The following is a 16,846-nucleotide window of genomic DNA, read 5'->3' as shown; positions in this document are numbered from 1 at the left end:
TCCTGAAAACAAGAAAGGAGCAGTTTGAAAACACGCTCTAAAGGCTCTTTCTTATCTCTCAGGATTACCACCTGCAGGATTTGGCACAATTCCGTTATACGGCTGTTGCCAAGGTTTCATCGGGCCTGTCCCTCCACCTTTTCTTGATAAGACTATGCAATTACCGTTGATTTTATAGCAATAATTTCCTAATGTCAAACAGTTTTTCTGAATGTTCTAAAATAAATGTTAACAGTTTCATATAAAGCAACAAAAGAAATATATTCTAGTCTATTTCAAAAAAGACCTTTAAAAACCTCAAATCAGTCTATAAAATTAAATAAGTAATTTAACCTATAAATTCAAATTCCCCAAAAGTTAGCCTATATGTTGAATAGGCCATCTTCTCAAAAAGATACTATATATATTCAATCCATTTTTCACTAGTATATTTCACTTTTTTCCCTACTAAGATTTACATAACGGAGGTATAACATGACAAATAAAAAAGATATGCAGTACATACTTGCTCTATATGGCATTCTTCTAGGATCTATAGTAGGAGCTACAGTCTGGTTATTTTTAGTCACAATAAATATTGGAATCCACTTTATTTGGGGATACTTGCCTGAAGTTCTCTCTTATCCCTCTTATTACACCCTTTGCGTAACAATAATTGGCGGGGTCCTCGTTGGTCTATCACAAAAATATTTCGGTATATATCCACGCCTTATGCCTGAAGTAATGGCTGAATATAAAAAAACTGGTCGAATCGAATATCGCTTTGTCCATCAGGCTACTTTAACAGCGATTATTGTTTTAATTTTCGGAGCTAGTCTTGGTCCAGAAGCCGCACTAGTTGGAATTATAGGCGGACTGTGCACATGGGTAGGGGATCGCTTTAAATTTGCCTTAAAGGGTATGAATGAGCTAACCGAGATCGGAATTGGCGCTACTTTAAGTGTCATTTTTAACGCACCATTATTCGGTTATTTAGCACCAAATGAAAATGAGGGGGAACAAATTGCTGCTTTTTCTAAAGGAAAAAAAGCGATTGTATACTTAGCTACTACTTTCGCAGGTTTTTCTGTTTATTTACTACTGAGTAAACTTGATAATCGTGGATCCTTTATTGTTGATTTCGGGGAAGGTGCACTTTCTTTCAATGAATGGATTGCATTTCTTCCACTTGCTAGTATCGGCGCTATAGTTGGTTTCTTTTATTTCAAGTTAGAATTCACATTAGAAAAGTTCATTCACCCTTTTAGAGAATACAAGCTGACACTCGGAATTATCGGTGGCATTTTATTAGGAATTGCAGGAACTTTTCTTCCGTACACATTATTTTCAGGGGAACATCAATTAAAAGAGTTAGTTGTTGAATGGAGCCATTTATCTTTTTGGATACTACTTCTTTCAGGGATTTTAAAGTTGTGTATTACTGCCGTTTGTTTGAACACAGGGTGGCGGGGTGGACATATATTCCCAATTATATTTTCCGGATCAAGTATTGGATACGCTATAGCATCTATTCTTCCTATAGATCCAGTAGCATCTGTTGCCATCGTAACGACAGCAATTTCAAGCTATGCGTTACGAAAGCCAATAGCTATAACATTACTATTACTTATGTTTTTCCCGCTTAATTTACTATTGCCCATGCTTGGTGCAGCTGCTATCGGGAATGCCTTTCCACTCCCAAAACATAACGAAAATAAAAATTAATAAAAATAGGCAGTGGGGACGAAAGCTCCACTGCCTATTTTTATTACACATGCTGCTTTAATAACGCTTCTAACTCCTCAAAATTATGCACTTCATATGTCGGTATAATCCCACTATCATATAATTTCCTTTCTGGATTAAACCAACAAGTATCAATTCCCGCTACATATCCACCTTTAATATCAGCGCTTAATGAATCCCCAATAATCAGCCCTTCTTCAGGTGCAAAGTTAGGAATCCGTTCAAAAACATAATCAAAATACTCTTTCATCGGTTTTTGAAAACCTGTATCTTCCGAAACAAAGACATCTTTAAATAATGAATGTAACCCTGCATTACGCAAACGTTTATCTTGCGTCTTAGAAACACCATTTGTCACTATATACAATTCATACTCCCCTTGAATTTGATTTATAAATTCAAACGCACCTTGCATGAGTTGATTTCCTTCTTCTAAGTAGTTACGATAATTATTTTCGAATAATATTCCATTTACTTCTTCTCCATACTCTTTAAACAACAGAGAGAATCGTGTATTTACAACTTCATTGCGTGATAGTTCACCTTTTTCAAAAGCATCCCAAAGACCTTTATTTATTTTTTTATAACGAGCCTCTATCTCATCTGTTAAAGGGATTCCCTTCTCTTCAAAAAGTACCCGTAAAGCCACTTTTTCAGCCTTTTGGAAGTCTAGTAATGTATCATCTACATCAAATAACAATGTTTTATATTTTTTCATAAATTCATCACACTCTCTTTTCTACAAAAACAAATTTACATAAATCGTATCATTCCTTCTTGTAAAGATAATAGGAGATATCTCATACTATACATAGGGGTGAAAATATGAAAATCAGCAAAAATGAGGAAGAAATTTATCAATACATGCGAATCCATCAATTCCATACCCTATTTTCATTTCATGTCTTGCCATATGTAGAGCTGCATTCTTTTCAAACGAAAGAGATGATATGTAGTGAAGGAAATGCTCTCCCTTATCTCTATTACTTAATTTCTGGGAGAGCCAAAATATATATGAGTCATAAAAACGGGAAGGTTTCATTAATTAATTTTATTCAAGCACCATCTTTTATCGGGGAATTAGGATTAATAGGAGTAGAAAATATTACTAAGTCCGTTGAAGTACTAGAAGATTGTGTGTGTTTGGCACTTCCTCTTAAAGATTGTCAGCAACTTTTATTACAAGATGCAACGTTTTTACAGCACTTATGTAAATTTATTGGAGAAAAGACAATTACTCGCACTGAAAATTACGCAAAAAACTATAGTTATCCTTTTGAAAATCGATTAGCTGCTTTTATTTTATTAACAGAGCAAAATAATTGTTATATAGAAAAGCATACCGAGGCCTCGGAATATTTAAATATCAGCTACCGTCATCTTTTATATGTATTAAATCAGTTTTGCCAACAAAATTATTTAAGAAAAGAAGGCCGAACATATTATATACAAGATCGAAATACATTAGAAAAGCTTGCTGATGAACTAAAAATATAAAAAAGCAGAATTAACGTTTACATGTTAATGCTGCTTTTTTCGAGTGACGATTATAATTTTAATTAAAATTTACTTGCTACTTTAGCTGCTTCTTCAAGACCTGCAGCGATGATTTCTTCTGCTTTATCTGGGAATTGGTTATGCCCTTCAATAACTACTGTTTCCATGTTTGTTGCGCCGAAGAAGCCCATCATACTTGCTACATATTTAACAGCCATTTCTACCTCAGCTGCTGGACCTTCTGAATATACGCCGCCTCTTGCATTTAATAATGCAATCTTCTTATCTCCAATTAGGCCAACTGGACCCTCTGGCGTATATTTAAACGTTTTACCAGCACGGTTTAAATAATCAATATATGTGTGCAATACTGCTGGAATCGTTAAGTTCCATAATGGGAAGCCGAAAACAACTTTATCAGCTTCTAGGAATTGATTTAAATACTTATCAGCAACTGCTACTGCTTTTGCTTCTTCTTCTGTTAAATCAAATCCTTTACCTACCTTGAATGTACCATTGATCATGTCTACGCCTACGTATGGTAATTCTTCTTTATATAAATCAAGTTCTACTACTGTATCATTTGGGTGTGCTTCTTTATAGTTTACTAAAAATGCCTCATATAATTTTACACTAACTGCTTGTTCCGCTGGACGGTTATTTGCTTTAACGAATAAAACTGTTGCCATTATTTATTCCTCCTAGTACTCACTCTTATGTTGTTATATGCTTTCAAAAAAGGTATCCCTTGTAATTGTTGTTTTGTTGCTTACAAACATATTTTATCTTTATATAAAGACAATTTCGTCCTCACATAGACGTATTTTTCCATAAAAAAAGTCCACCTTCTAAAGGCGAACTTGGTCTTACGACTTTCGTCTTATACAATTCCATTTTTAACTGCATATAATGCCGCTTGCGTACGATCAGATAAATTCAACTTACTCAAAATGCTACTTACATGCGCCTTAACCGTCTTTTCTGTAATAACTAAAACAGATGCAATTTCCTTATTGCTCATCCCTTTCGCTAATAGCTGCAATACTTCATTTTCTCTCGCTGTTAGCACATCCACTTGAATAGAAGGTTCTTCTTCCTTTTCTTCTACAGGTAATGTTTGAGAGAGAAGAGCATTTGCTATATCCGGATGTAATTGAATATTACCTTTATATGCGCTTCGAATAGCCTCAACAAGCTGATCTGGTTCTACATCTTTTAAAATATACCCACTTGCTCCAGCCCTTAATGCAGGTAACACATGCGCCTGATCAGAAAAGCTAGTTAATACAATTACTTTCACATTTGGATACTCTTTTTTTATATATGCCGTCGCCTCAACACCATCCATTTCAGGCATATATAAATCCATTAATATAACATCGGGATTTGTTTCTCCTACTTTCACTAACGCTTCTTTCCCATTATTCGCTTCTCCAACTAACTCTAAATCTTCCTGTGTACTTAAGAAAAATGCTAATCCTTTTAAAACGACTGTATGATCATCAACTAACAATACTTTTATTTTCACAAACTTCCCTCATTTTCACATCATAATGGTACATTTACTTTTACGCTCGTTCGTTTATTACTACTTACAATTTTAATTGTTCCACCAACTAATTCTACTCTTTCACGCATCGTAGTCATACCTAGTGATTTCTTTTCTTTTATATTCTTTTCCACAAAGCCCTTTCCTTGATCAACTATTTCTAATGATACATTTTTCTCATTCACTGTAAAATAAATCGTCGCTTCTTTTACACCTGCATGCTTACTTACATTGTTCAGTGCTTCTTGGCCTATGCGCCACAAAGCTTCTTCTACTACACGAGGTAAATCACGAACACCCGTAACTTGCTCCCTAATTTTCAGTCCCAAATTTTCACCGTACTGCTTTAGAGCTGGCAATAATCCTTTTTCTAATCCTGCCGGACGAAGCTGCCAAATTAATGTCCTCATTTCTTTCAAAGCTCCTTGCGCAAGTTCACGCATCTCATGCAAAGATTGATCTACCTTTTCATTTTTACCTTTTAAAACTGCCTCGGCGCCTTTTGTCATGAAGGTTAATGAAAATAATTTTTGCGAAACAGAATCATGTAAATCTCTTGCTAACCGATTTCTTTCTTCCATTCGTACAAGTTCACGGCGCTGCTCGTTTAACCTCAAATTCTCTATTATTAACGAAACATGGTTCGATAATGCTTGAATTACATCTATTGTATTAGCATCAAACTCTCCATTATTCAAACTAACACATAAAACACCAAATATATGGTTTTGAATATGTATTGGTGTAGCAATAACAGCTCGATTTAGATGTACATTATGTCCTATTTGATGTTTTATTAGAACTGGTTCATCTTGTTCTAACGCCTTCTTGGCCGCCTCTTTTACATCCTCTTGTAACTCTTCCTGAACGTAAGACGCTCGCAGAGATAATTCTTTTTCCTCCCTAATAAAAAGCGCTACTTGATTCCATTGAAATACTTCACCTACGTGATTTACCACCTTTTCAGGTAGTACATTAAACTTATGAATCATTTTTAAATCTTGAATGAAACGCTCTAATTTCACATAATAATGTGCTCTTCTCTTTTCATTTTCATATAATTTTGTTCGCTTTAAAGCCGTACCAATTTGGAAGGCAACCGATTGGAGTAATACTAATTCTTCTTCTGAAAAATGTGTTTTACCCGGACTTGCAACATTTAACACCCCAAATTTTTCTCCCCCAGCTTTTAAAGGAACCGTAGCATGATGAAGAATGCCCTCCGTATCCCCCCAATTATATTCAATTGCATTATTAATTCTTTTACATTCAATAATATTAACGGCTCTCTCTAATTTTCCATCTACAAAACCTCGTAAACACCAACATTCACCTTCGCACATCGGGCGTTTATTTTTATATGTAAGTGCCTCTGGTAATTGATAATCAATTAACTTCGTATACTTCCCATTTTCATCCGCAAGAAAAATCCATCCTGTCGTTAAACCTGTTACACTTAGCAATTTCTCGAGGACAGCTTGCAATACATGATATGTATCATTTGATGTATTTAATGTTTCTGCAATTTCCTTTAATATAACTAATTCATTCGTACGATTATCTCGAAACATACTCATTCTCCTGCATACAAGATTTTAAATAGCTCTTAAAATAAATCATCTACTTTTCACTTTGTACTTATTCGTAACATTGATATAATGGTGAAAACATAGTTTTCATTATATCACTCGAGGGGGCTTTCATAATGACATTAAATAAAGCACTTACTATCGCTGGTTCTGACACAAGTGGCGGTGCTGGTATACAAGCAGATTTAAAAACATTCCAAGAACTGGGCGTATACGGAATGACATCTCTTACAACAATCGTAACGATGGATCCACATAACGGTTGGGCACATAACGTATTTCCAATCTCAGCTTCTACATTAAAACCACAATTAGAAACAACAATTGAAGGTGTTGGCGTAGACGCTTTAAAAACAGGTATGCTTGGATCAGTAGAAATTATTGAAATGGTTGCAGAAACATTCGAAAAGCACAATTTCAAAAATGTAGTAGTTGACCCTGTTATGGTATGTAAAGGTGCAGATGAAGCATTACACCCTGAAACGAACGATTGCTTACGTGACGTTCTTGTGCCAAAGGCATTAGTTGTAACGCCAAACTTATTTGAAGCTTACCAATTAAGCGGTGTGAAAATTAATTCTCTTGAGGACATGAAAGAAGCAGCGAAGAAAATCCACGCTTTAGGTGCCAAATACGTACTAATTAAAGGCGGAAGCAAACTTGGTACGGAAACTGCAATCGACGTCCTATATGATGGAGAAACATTCGATCTTTTAGAATCAGAAAAAATTGATACTACAAATACACACGGCGCAGGTTGCACATATTCTGCTGCAATTACAGCAGAACTTGCAAAAGGAAAACCTGTGAAAGAAGCAGTAAAAACTGCTAAAGAATTCATCACAGCTGCTATTCGTTACTCATTCAAAATTAACGAATACGTAGGTCCAACTCACCATGGTGCATATCGTAAATTCGTTGTATCAAAAGAACTTGTCTAATATATAAATAAAAAACACTCACAAAGTTCATACATTGCCTCTGTGAGTGTTTTTTATAAGCTTTATGTCTTCTGGTCATCTTATCTTTAAGATACAGAGCTGACCTTATTTCTACCATTTCGTTTCGAGTAGTATAACGCATCATCCGCCGCTTGAATAAATTGCTCCGGTGATTCTTCATATTCCGAAACCCCCACCGAAACAGTAATTTTTATTTTCGTTTCATCTAACAATTGAAATGAGTGACTTTCAACAGCTGTACGAATTCGCTCGCCCGTAAGAATTCCGTAAGCTAATCCCTTATTCGGTATCAAAAGCGCAAACTCCTCTCCACCCTTTCGAAAAGCCAAATCTGGAAATTGTGAAGTTTCTCGTAAAATACATCCTACTTGTTTTAGCACTTCGTCCCCTGCAGGATGCCCGTACGTATCATTTACATACTTAAAGTGGTCAATATCTATAAGTAGTAAACAAAACGAATCATTTTTCATGTTCTTATTACTAATATGACGATTCATCTCTAAATCAAACTGTCTTACGTTTCCTAAACCTGTCAATGCATCTATCGTTGCGTATTGTTTCATCTTTTGAAATAACTCATTGGATTGTAAAACATAATTTGCACTTATGAATGTTATGTAACCTGTAATAATACTAGAAATTAAATATAATCCCACTATGTGGATCTCTTTAATTAACCATATATATAACGCTGGGATTAGAATAGATAAAATATATGTGTGTAACCATACCCACTTTCCCCCTAAAGAAAGCTTCATGCGCGAAATAAAGATACTCCCTATTCCTATCGCAATGATTGTATAAAAAGCCACTTGAGAAGCTAATGAATAATCCATAAACAACAGCCTAGTTACTAAAATCATACCAATTGTTATGGTACTCGCTATCGGTCCTCCAATAATAACAGCTAGAATAACAGCTAAGTAGCGTAAATCCAATAGAATGGTACCAACACGAACACTGAAATACATTAATACTATACCTAGTATCCCAGTAAAAATGCCTACTACACATTTCTGTCCAAAAGAGAATCCTTCTTTTAACGGCTTATCCCTTAAAAGCTGACCTCCAATAAAAATAAAGGAAAGAATAATTGTTGTATTTACAAATAAGTCCCTTAACATAAAATAATCTCCCTACTTTTCCATCTATCCCCTTCCTCACCTTATTGTATACGAAATACCTTTAATTCCCAAATATTTTGTTTATTTTTGCTGTTCCACGTGAAACAGCAAAAAAATAAAAAGGGCGAAAACTCGCCCTTTTTCATTAACAACAGCGTGATATTTTTCCACCCTTTGCATTAAATCTTGCTTCTTGTGCCTCAGCAAAAAATTGCTTTTGACATACAACCTCTTCTTCAGGATGATGCTTTTTCATATGCTCCACATATACTTCATAACTTGGTACCCCAACGAGCAAACTAATAAAGCGTTTTCTTTCACCCCATACTTGCCACAACTTTTTAAGCATAGTTCCTCGACTCACTTTCATCTCTAGGAATATATGGTGCCTCTTTTAACGGCATTGGCTTATTTCTTAATACTCGGATCCAAATTCGAAGTGCTGAAATTAACACAGCGATTACAACTATCATAAAAATTCCGCAAAGCGCTGCATCGATATAATCATTGAAAATAATTTGCTTCATTTGAGCAACATTTTTTGCTGGCGCTAACACTTTTCCCTCATCTAATGCTCCCTGAAATACCTTTGCATGCGATAGAAATCCAATTTTAGGATTTTCATGAAATAGCTTTTGATATCCCGCCGTCATCGTTACAATCAGCAACCCGACAGTTGGAATAAGTGTTACCCAAACGTACGCCTTTTTTCCCATTTTGAACAAAATTGTCGTTCCAAGTAATAATGCAATACCTGCTAGCATTTGATTTGCAATACCGAAAAGTGGCCATAATGTATTAATTCCACCGAGCGGATCTATTACCCCTTGGTATAAGAAATATCCCCACCCTAATACACATAATGTTGTAGCGATTACATTCGCTAATGTAGAATCCGTTTTCCCAAATGGCTTATATACATGCCCTAAAATATCTTGAATCATAAATCGGCCGACACGCGTTCCGGCATCAATTGTTGTTAAAATGAATAGAGCTTCAAAGAGAATCGCAAAATGATACCAAAATGCCATCATGGCCGTTCCACCTATTACTTGTGAGAAAATATATGCCATACCTATCGCTAATGTTGGCGCACCACCTGTACGTGATAAAATTGTTTGCTCTCCAACATTTACAGCGAGATCTTTTAGTTCATTTGGTGTAATAGCAAATCCCCATGAGGAAATAACTTGAGCTGCCTGCGAAACATCTGTACCGATAAGTGCTGCGGGACTATTAATTGCAAAATACGTTCCCGGTGTTAATACACAAGCCGCAATCATCGCCATCGCTGCTACAAACGACTCCATTAACATTGCTCCATAACCGATTGGCTGTGCGTGTCCCTCTTGCTCGATCATCTTCGGCGTCGTACCTGATGAAACGAGAGCATGGAATCCAGACACTGCACCACAAGCAATAGTAATAAATAAGAATGGGAATAAGTTTCCAGAAAACACAGGACCAGTTCCATCAATAAATTTCGAAACTGCTGGCATTTGTAAATCTGGTGCTACAATTAAGATACCGATTGCTAACCCTACAATTGTTCCGACTTTTAAAAATGTACTTAAATAATCACGTGGTGCTAAAAGCATCCAAACTGGTAATGCCGATGCGATAAATCCATATACAATAAGCATAATAGCAATTGTTTCACCACTAAATGTGAACATACTTGCAAGTGTTGGATTTTCTGCTACATACTGTCCTCCAACAAGAGATAAAATAAGTAGGATAATACCAATTACTGATCCTTCTCCAACACGACCAGGCCTAATATAGCGCATATAAACTCCCATTAAAATAGCGATAGGAATCGTTGCTGCTATCGTAAACATTCCCCAAGGACTTCCGATTAGTGCCTTTACTACGACTAACGCTAATACTGCTAATAAAATAATCATAATTCCTAAAATACCTATCATTGCAATTAGTCCTGTAACAGGTCCAATCTCATCCTTAATCATTTCTCCTAACGATTTACCATTACGTCTCATCGAAGCAAATAAAATGACAAAATCTTGGACAGCCCCCGCAACAACTACCCCAACAATAATCCAAATGGTTCCTGGTAAATATCCCATTTGTGCTGCTAAAATCGGTCCTACTAAAGGTCCCGCCCCAGCAATCGCTGCAAAGTGATGTCCAAACAATACCCACTTATTTGTTGGAACATAGTCTTTCCCATCGTTTAATGTATGGGCTGGTGTTTGCCGATTATCATCTAAATTAAAAACCTTTCTCGCTATAAATCTACTATAAAAGCGATAAGCAACTGCATATACACATACGGCAGCTACTAAGAGCCATACAGCATTAATGGTTTCACCTTGTGATAAAGCTACTACCCCAAAAGCACCTGCTCCTACTGCTGTAATAATGCCCCAAAGTAAGATCGATTTCAATGTCTTCACATACAATTCCCCCAATACTATTTCTTAGTGGAGATTGTACTAAATTTTCTGAATATTTAACTTGAATCCTCCCTATCATGAAGGATTTTCAGTTTATCATGTTAAAATACTCTCATTACCTACTATAATTCAATGTTATTTCGAAGGCGTTTTACATAATTACGACTGACTGGAATCGGTTGCTCATCATACCTATCTAAATACAAATTATACGTGCCATTATAATAAGGTTTCAGTTCTTTTACATATGACATATTAATTAAATAGCTTTTATGTACACGTAAAAAATCATATGCATTTAGCTTATTTTCTAATTCCTGAAGTGTATATGTTGAAATATACTGATTATTCGTTGTGTAAATTGAAACAGTTTTATTTTCTTTATTTTTACTTACATATACAATATCTTCTGGGAGAATATATCGTATACCCTCTTGACTTTCTATCGGTAGTTTCCGCAAATAACTCTTTGCTTTCTCACCTTGTTCTTTACCTATTTTATATAAAAGAAATTGTAAATCTTCTTCACGAAATGGTCGCAATAAATAATAAAATGCTTGGAAACGAAAAGCTGTAATAGATTCTTCTATGTTTTCACCTACAAAAATAAATTTTGTATAGCAATTTATTTCTCGTAATAAACTTGCATATTCAAAACCAGTACCATCTAGTAATTTGGAACTTAAAAAAACAAAGTCTGGTATATGTTTTTTCATCATAAATAAAGATTCTGTTCCTGTCTTTGCTTCAAAACATTCTACATTTCTCATATTTTCAGTGAAATTTTCAGCTAACTCTCTTCTCTCTTCTGCCTCTTCCATGATCAGTAAAATTTTCATTTCTTCAACCACCTAATTCTTTGTCCATATGTCCTGTTGTATACATTCGCTTTTATAAGAAATAATCCCTTTTTCTTACTATACCATTATTTATCTAAAAAAACAGAAAAAAGGAAACCACTTCGGTTTCCTCTCCCCTTTTATCCCGCACTAACTGCCTATAAAGATCCGAGTAGTGTAGGATAATAAACGGTCAGGGATACGTTTAAATTTTCACTTTATACTAATTCTCGTTGCTTCGTTTCCTGTCCAAGTATTATTACAGCGAATACACCAATTAAAATTGATCCACAAAAAATCGTAAATATTAATGATAGTGAAGCTTCTGAGGCAACTAAATATCCCACTAATAGTGGCCCAAGAATACCACCAATACGCCCAAACGCTGCTGCCATTCCTGCACCTGTACCACGAATAACCGTTGGATACTGCTCAGGTGTATAGGCGTATAATGCTCCCCAAGCACCTAAGTTAAAGAAGGATAGTAACATACCTGCCACGATTAATACTGTTAATGAATCCGCAACCCCAAACAAATAAGCACTGCAAGCTGTCCCAATTAAATACGTAACCAAAACAAATTTACGACCGAGACGTTCAATAAACCAAGCAGCGGTGAAATATCCTGGAAGTTGAGCTAACGTCATAATAAGTACGTATTGGAAACTTTTTATTAAACTAAATCCTTTTAGCACCATTACACTCGGTAACCAAAGGAACATTCCATAATAGGAAAAGACAACACAAAACCATAGAATCCATAGCATAATTGTTGCTTTACGATATTCCCCAGACCAAACTGATTTTATATTTTCAATAACAGATGGCCTTTTTTCAACTTTTTGGAACCTTGGGGAATCCGGTAAATTCCATCTTAAATATAAAGCATATAGTGCTGGAATTGCACTCAATACCATCGCAACTTCCCAACCATATTTAGGAATAACAAAATACGAGATAAGAGCTGCAATTAGCCATCCACCTGCCCAAAAACTTTCTAATAACACAACAATTCTCCCACGCTCATGCGCTTCAACACTCTCTGATACTAGTGTAGAGGCAACTGGAAGCTCTCCGCCAAGCCCCATACCAATTAAAAAGCGTAAAACGAGAAACATTGCAAGTGTTGTTGTTAATGCAGTTAAACCACTACCGATAGAAAATAACAATAATGTAATAATAAAGACTGATTTCCGCCCTATTTTATCTGATAGTATCCCAAAAATAAGCGCTCCTACTGCCATACCGATTGAGTTAATACTGCCTATCCAGCCCATTTCTTGCGTACTTAATCCCCAATCCTTTTGCAAGGCTACCATTACAAATGAAAGCATTCCAACATCCATTGCATCAAATAGCCATCCAAGCCCAGCTATACCAAGTAGTTTGCGCTTCGAAATTTCTTTTACCTTGCCCACTAGAAGTCCTCCTCACACAGGTGTCTTTACACATCATTTTACATGTGTGAATTGTATAAGTAAAATACTTTTGTGTAAAAAATTCTCCTTCATCATTCCCAAAAAGTAAAACGTCTATCCCGATTGGTGAGAGCTAATAATCAGTGGGGATGCCTCACTGATTAAAGTTTCAATTTATTAAAAATGAACAAATAAAAAAAGCAGCGATATTTCGCTACTTTTTCGAACGCATTACTTCTTTTAAAAATTCCGCTAATACTAACTGACGACGCCAGCGTGTTGGATTACTGCATAATCTATAAAACCACTCTAAATGAATCGCTTGAATCCATTTTGGTGCACGTTTTACCTCTCCAGCCCATACATCTAAACTTCCACCCACTCCAACAGCCATTTTCGTTTCTAAACGATGCTTATTGTTTTGGATAAAGTTCTCTTGTCTCGGGAAACCAAGTGCAACAAGTAATAAATCTGGTTTTGCTTCTTGAATGCGAGAAATAATATTCTCTTCGTCTTCTTGTTTAAAATAACCATCTTGTATACCGGCGATGGATACAGCTGAATATGTCTTTGTTAAATGATCTGCTGCAGCTTGTACAACATGCGGCTTTGCACCTAATAAGAAAACAGATACCGGCTTACTATCTTCTGATAACTTCGCAAGTAAATTACACATTAAATCAAAACCTGCTACACGTTCTTTTAAAGGTGTACCAAGCATCCCGCTTGCCTTTACAACCCCAATACCATCAGGTGTAATTAAATCTGTATTCAATAATGTTTGATAGAACTTTTCATCCTTTTTTGCGCACATAACAATTTCAGGGTTTGCTGTTACTACCTGAAACGTATGAGTTCGCTCCGCTTCTAGTTGTTCTTTTAAATATTGGACCGTTTCATCCATTGTCATTGTAGAAAAAGGAACGCCTAGAATATCAACTGTTTGTACTGCCATAGTTAACTATCCTCTCTATCATTACAAGTTTTTCGCTATTAATTGCTTATATGTTTCCTTTGTATCTTCATATAGTTTTTGAAGTGAGAAGTTCATAGTAGCATGCTCATAAATATGTTTACCCATTGCTGCTAACTCTCCAGTTTTCCACTTATCATACGCTTCTTCTAAAGCTAATGCTAATGCCTTTCCATCACCTGTTGGCACAATCCATCCGTAAGTTTCATCTACGATTAATGGTTCAATTTCTCCAGCCCTAGTCACAATTGATGGTACGCGTTGATTTGCCGCTTCTAATAAAACTAGTGGGAACCCTTCACTATGGGAAGTTAATAAATTTACATGTGACGACGCAAATAATTGTTTTACATCTTGACGATGTCCTAAAAACTCTACTTTATCGTTAATCCCTTTTTCAGTAGCTAATGACTTTAGATTTTCTTCTAATGGGCCATCGCCAACTAATAATACTTTAATTTTCTCTAATTTTGTTTGTTGTAACGCATCGAATAAAACTTCATGTCCTTTGACAGGATGTAATCGTGCTACTTGGATTGCCGTAAATACATCTTCATCAATATTGAACATTTCTTTTTTATTATAGCCTTCTGCTTTTTCCTTATCGTATTCAATTCCATTATAAATAACATGCATCTTTTCATTTGAAATACCTAATGCTGCCAGGCTTTTTTTCAATCTATTTGTTACAACGAAAAATAAGTCTATATTTTTTAAGGCTTTCAAATTTAATTTCGTAAAAATCCAACCTTTTAAGCCCTGTTTAGTAAAGTCTTGAAATGGATCACTATGAATAGTCGTTACCCATTTTGCCTTTATTCTCTTTTTCATTAAAGAAACATAGAAATTAGCCCTAGGGCCATGTGTATGAACTACATCAAATTTTTCTTTATTAATAAATTCACTTATATTCTTTAAAATGGATAAATCATAGCGCGATTTTTGTGAAAACACATGGACTTTTATCCCTAACTCCCTTGCTTCCTTCGCAACAATTCCATCTTCAAATACTGCTAATTCTACTTCACCAGTTGGAAACTGATCGAGAAGTGAAATAATATGTGTTTTCCCTCCCCCATCTTCTGCTCCTGCATTCATATGCAATATTCTCATATTTTTTCCTCCTTTAAATCCTCGCTACGTTTCCATCTATTTTTATTTTACTGTACTAAAAAATAAAAGCTAACAAAAGTTAGCTTTTATTTTTATCATTCAATTTCTAGGTCTACTATTAGATAAGCTAACACCACTACAAAGTAAATCCCAACTCCTGGTGCTGTTAAAATATGTCCTGCAATATAAGCAATACCTAACGCTAACAATAAGCTTGCTGAAATCATTCCATATTTTATATTGAATATGTCCTTAAATCTCGTAGCAAATGCTAGTAAAATTCTTAGCCCGTAATAAATAAATGGAATCATTAGTAATACAAAGCCAATAATCCCGAAATCATAAAACCAATCATGGAAGTCCATTTCAATTAGTTTTGGATCTGGCTGCTTTTGTTCATTGTATTTAAAGTTACCTGCATAACCCATTCCTAATAACTTTTGTGACATTGGCGCTTCTTTAAAGAACTGCTTATGTCTTTCTTCATATACTTGACGTCCACTGAAAATAAGATTTTCTTGATTTTCTTTCTTTTGCTCTTTCTCAAGCTCTTTCTTAACTTCCTCTTCTATCTTCGCCTTTTCTTCTGGCTTTTCAACTTTATGATGATTTTCTTCTTTTGCTTTAAGTTCTTGCTCTTTTTTCAGCTTCTCTTTAATTTCTTTTTCTTTTTGACCTTGCTGTGCCACATTTTGCTCTGATAAATAATTATTGTGAATACCCATATTTTGCGCTAATGGTGTTTGTTTAAACGTCCCAACTACACCAGCTAATAGAACCATAGCAATTACTGCATTAAGCGCAAGGGATTTTTTGTTCGGATTTTTTCTATCAAATAATAATTGTAGTACAATGATTCCGATTGCTGCCCCTAACGTAGCACCAATTGAGCCCATTCCAACTTTTGTACCGACTTGAATTAGCGAATAAATCATTAAAAGTGATGGAATCCAATATAAAATGTGTTTCCAGCTCTTTGTTTTTTGAATAGAATATAGTACCACAATAGGGAAAATAATAGCTAAGATTGAACCTAGTTCATTCCCTGCATAGAACCAACCTCGAGAACCAACCTTCATCCATTCATAACTACCAAAGTCAGTAGATGTTGAAATAGAAATAACCATAATTGCGTTAATGATTAATGTAGAATATACAATACTATTTCGAACCTTATCACTAATATTAACTGTCTTTTTCAATGATTTTAAAGCTAAAATGTATGATCCCAGCATGATATATATATATAATGCTTTCGCAACGAATTTAACTTCTTCACTAAGTACAATAGGATCCTTAACTATTTTGTTATTAATAAATCCTACCCCTAAAACTCCGGCTAATAATATAAGATAAATTAAAAACTTTCTATTTTCCTTCTCTTTTGCCTGAATTAAAATGTAAATACCACCAACAGCCATAATAAGGAATCTTACTAAAATTCCAACGGTAGCATTTGACTTTAATAAAGTGATGCTAAGAGACGTTAATAAATCTAAAACAGGCTGTAAAATAATAAAAAAGAGCAAAAAATGCTCAAATCTAACCCTAGCTTGATTTGCTAACATTCCAAGACCTCCATACAAAATCTTAACATTATCTTTTAATCATAATTTTTTATCATTCAAACACACCTAGCA

The 16,846-nt window shown here is 35.1% G+C and carries 15 protein-coding genes and 1 riboswitch; of the genes, 3 read left to right on the top strand and 12 right to left on the bottom strand.

Features of this window, described 5'->3' with window-relative positions; translation table 11 throughout:
• Positions 1-48: 48 nt before the first annotated feature.
• Positions 49-153: riboswitch (SAM riboswitch) on the bottom strand.
• Between the two features lie 321 nt (positions 154-474).
• Positions 475-1,704, top strand: coding sequence for a chloride channel protein (locus DN404_RS02770; RefSeq protein ID WP_149214712.1), 1,230 nt, complete (start codon positions 475-477; stop codon positions 1,702-1,704).
• Between the two features lie 43 nt (positions 1,705-1,747).
• Here the strand turns inward: DN404_RS02770 and DN404_RS02765 are convergent, their stop codons facing one another.
• Positions 1,748-2,443 carry a YjjG family noncanonical pyrimidine nucleotidase gene (locus tag DN404_RS02765; protein ID WP_149214711.1) on the bottom strand — a complete coding sequence of 232 codons (696 nt, stop codon included), beginning with the start codon at positions 2,441-2,443 and terminating at the stop codon, positions 1,748-1,750.
• A 107-nt stretch (positions 2,444-2,550) separates the two neighbouring features.
• Between DN404_RS02765 and DN404_RS02760 the strand changes: the two genes are divergently transcribed.
• On the top strand, positions 2,551-3,222 hold the full coding sequence (locus DN404_RS02760) for a transcriptional regulator YeiL (RefSeq protein WP_149214710.1): 672 nt from the start codon (positions 2,551-2,553) through the stop codon (positions 3,220-3,222).
• 62 nt (positions 3,223-3,284) lie between these two features.
• On the opposite strand, the gene DN404_RS02755 is transcribed toward DN404_RS02760, so the two are convergent.
• The 3 genes from DN404_RS02755 to DN404_RS02745 all read right to left on the bottom strand — a co-directional run bounded on the left by DN404_RS02755 (position 3,285) and on the right by DN404_RS02745 (position 6,342).
• On the bottom strand, positions 3,285-3,911 hold the full coding sequence (locus DN404_RS02755) for an FMN-dependent NADH-azoreductase (RefSeq protein ID WP_000246744.1): 627 nt from the start codon (positions 3,909-3,911) through the stop codon (positions 3,285-3,287).
• A gap of 191 nt (positions 3,912-4,102) precedes the next feature.
• Positions 4,103-4,750, bottom strand: a complete 648-nt coding sequence (locus DN404_RS02750; RefSeq protein WP_000695799.1) for a response regulator — start codon at positions 4,748-4,750, stop codon at positions 4,103-4,105.
• Positions 4,751-4,770: 20 nt separating this feature from the next.
• Positions 4,771-6,342 carry a GAF domain-containing sensor histidine kinase gene (locus DN404_RS02745; RefSeq protein WP_025687491.1) on the bottom strand — a complete coding sequence of 524 codons (1,572 nt, stop codon included), beginning with the start codon at positions 6,340-6,342 and terminating at the stop codon, positions 4,771-4,773.
• Positions 6,343-6,476: 134 nt separating this feature from the next.
• Here DN404_RS02745 and pdxK point away from each other — a divergent pair, with 134 nt between their 5' ends.
• The gene (gene pdxK / locus DN404_RS02740; protein ID WP_149214709.1) at positions 6,477-7,301 is read left to right on the top strand and encodes a pyridoxine/pyridoxal/pyridoxamine kinase; all 825 of its coding nucleotides are present in this window, start codon (positions 6,477-6,479) and stop codon (positions 7,299-7,301) included.
• 86 nt (positions 7,302-7,387) lie between these two features.
• On the opposite strand, the gene DN404_RS02735 is transcribed toward pdxK, so the two are convergent.
• The 8 genes from DN404_RS02735 to DN404_RS02695 form a co-directional block, all read right to left on the bottom strand.
• Positions 7,388-8,446, bottom strand: a complete 1,059-nt coding sequence (locus DN404_RS02735) for a GGDEF domain-containing protein (protein WP_149214708.1) — start codon at positions 8,444-8,446, stop codon at positions 7,388-7,390.
• Positions 8,447-8,591: 145 nt separating this feature from the next.
• On the bottom strand, positions 8,592-8,795 hold the full coding sequence (locus DN404_RS02730) for a YbdD/YjiX family protein (protein ID WP_000914504.1): 204 nt from the start codon (positions 8,793-8,795) through the stop codon (positions 8,592-8,594).
• Entirely contained in the window at positions 8,788-10,863 is a 2,076-nt protein-coding gene (cstA, locus tag DN404_RS02725; protein WP_149214707.1) for a carbon starvation protein CstA, read from the bottom strand. Before cstA ends, DN404_RS02730 begins: the two co-directional genes overlap by 8 nt.
• Positions 10,864-10,985: 122 nt before the next feature.
• Entirely contained in the window at positions 10,986-11,702 is a 717-nt protein-coding gene (locus DN404_RS02720; protein ID WP_000698256.1) for a LytR/AlgR family response regulator transcription factor, read from the bottom strand.
• 218 nt (positions 11,703-11,920) lie between these two features.
• Positions 11,921-13,120: an MFS transporter gene (locus tag DN404_RS02715; protein WP_000521080.1), complete on the bottom strand. Its 1,200-nt coding sequence runs from the start codon at positions 13,118-13,120 to the stop codon at positions 11,921-11,923.
• Between the two features lie 214 nt (positions 13,121-13,334).
• A complete protein-coding gene (locus DN404_RS02705; protein ID WP_000290748.1) occupies positions 13,335-14,075 on the bottom strand; it encodes a WecB/TagA/CpsF family glycosyltransferase in 741 nt (246 codons plus the stop codon).
• A 21-nt stretch (positions 14,076-14,096) separates the two neighbouring features.
• Entirely contained in the window at positions 14,097-15,206 is a 1,110-nt protein-coding gene (locus tag DN404_RS02700) for a glycosyltransferase family 4 protein (protein WP_001221227.1), read from the bottom strand.
• 95 nt (positions 15,207-15,301) lie between these two features.
• On the bottom strand, positions 15,302-16,774 hold the full coding sequence (locus tag DN404_RS02695; RefSeq protein ID WP_097997180.1) for an O-antigen ligase family protein: 1,473 nt from the start codon (positions 16,772-16,774) through the stop codon (positions 15,302-15,304).
• Between the last annotated feature and the right edge of the window lie 72 nt (positions 16,775-16,846).

This window comes from Bacillus sp. TE8-1, from assembly GCF_008368855.1.
Taxonomy (GTDB): domain Bacteria; phylum Bacillota; class Bacilli; order Bacillales; family Bacillaceae_G; genus Bacillus_A; species Bacillus_A cereus.
This window is presented reverse-complemented; position numbering and strand designations above follow the sequence as displayed.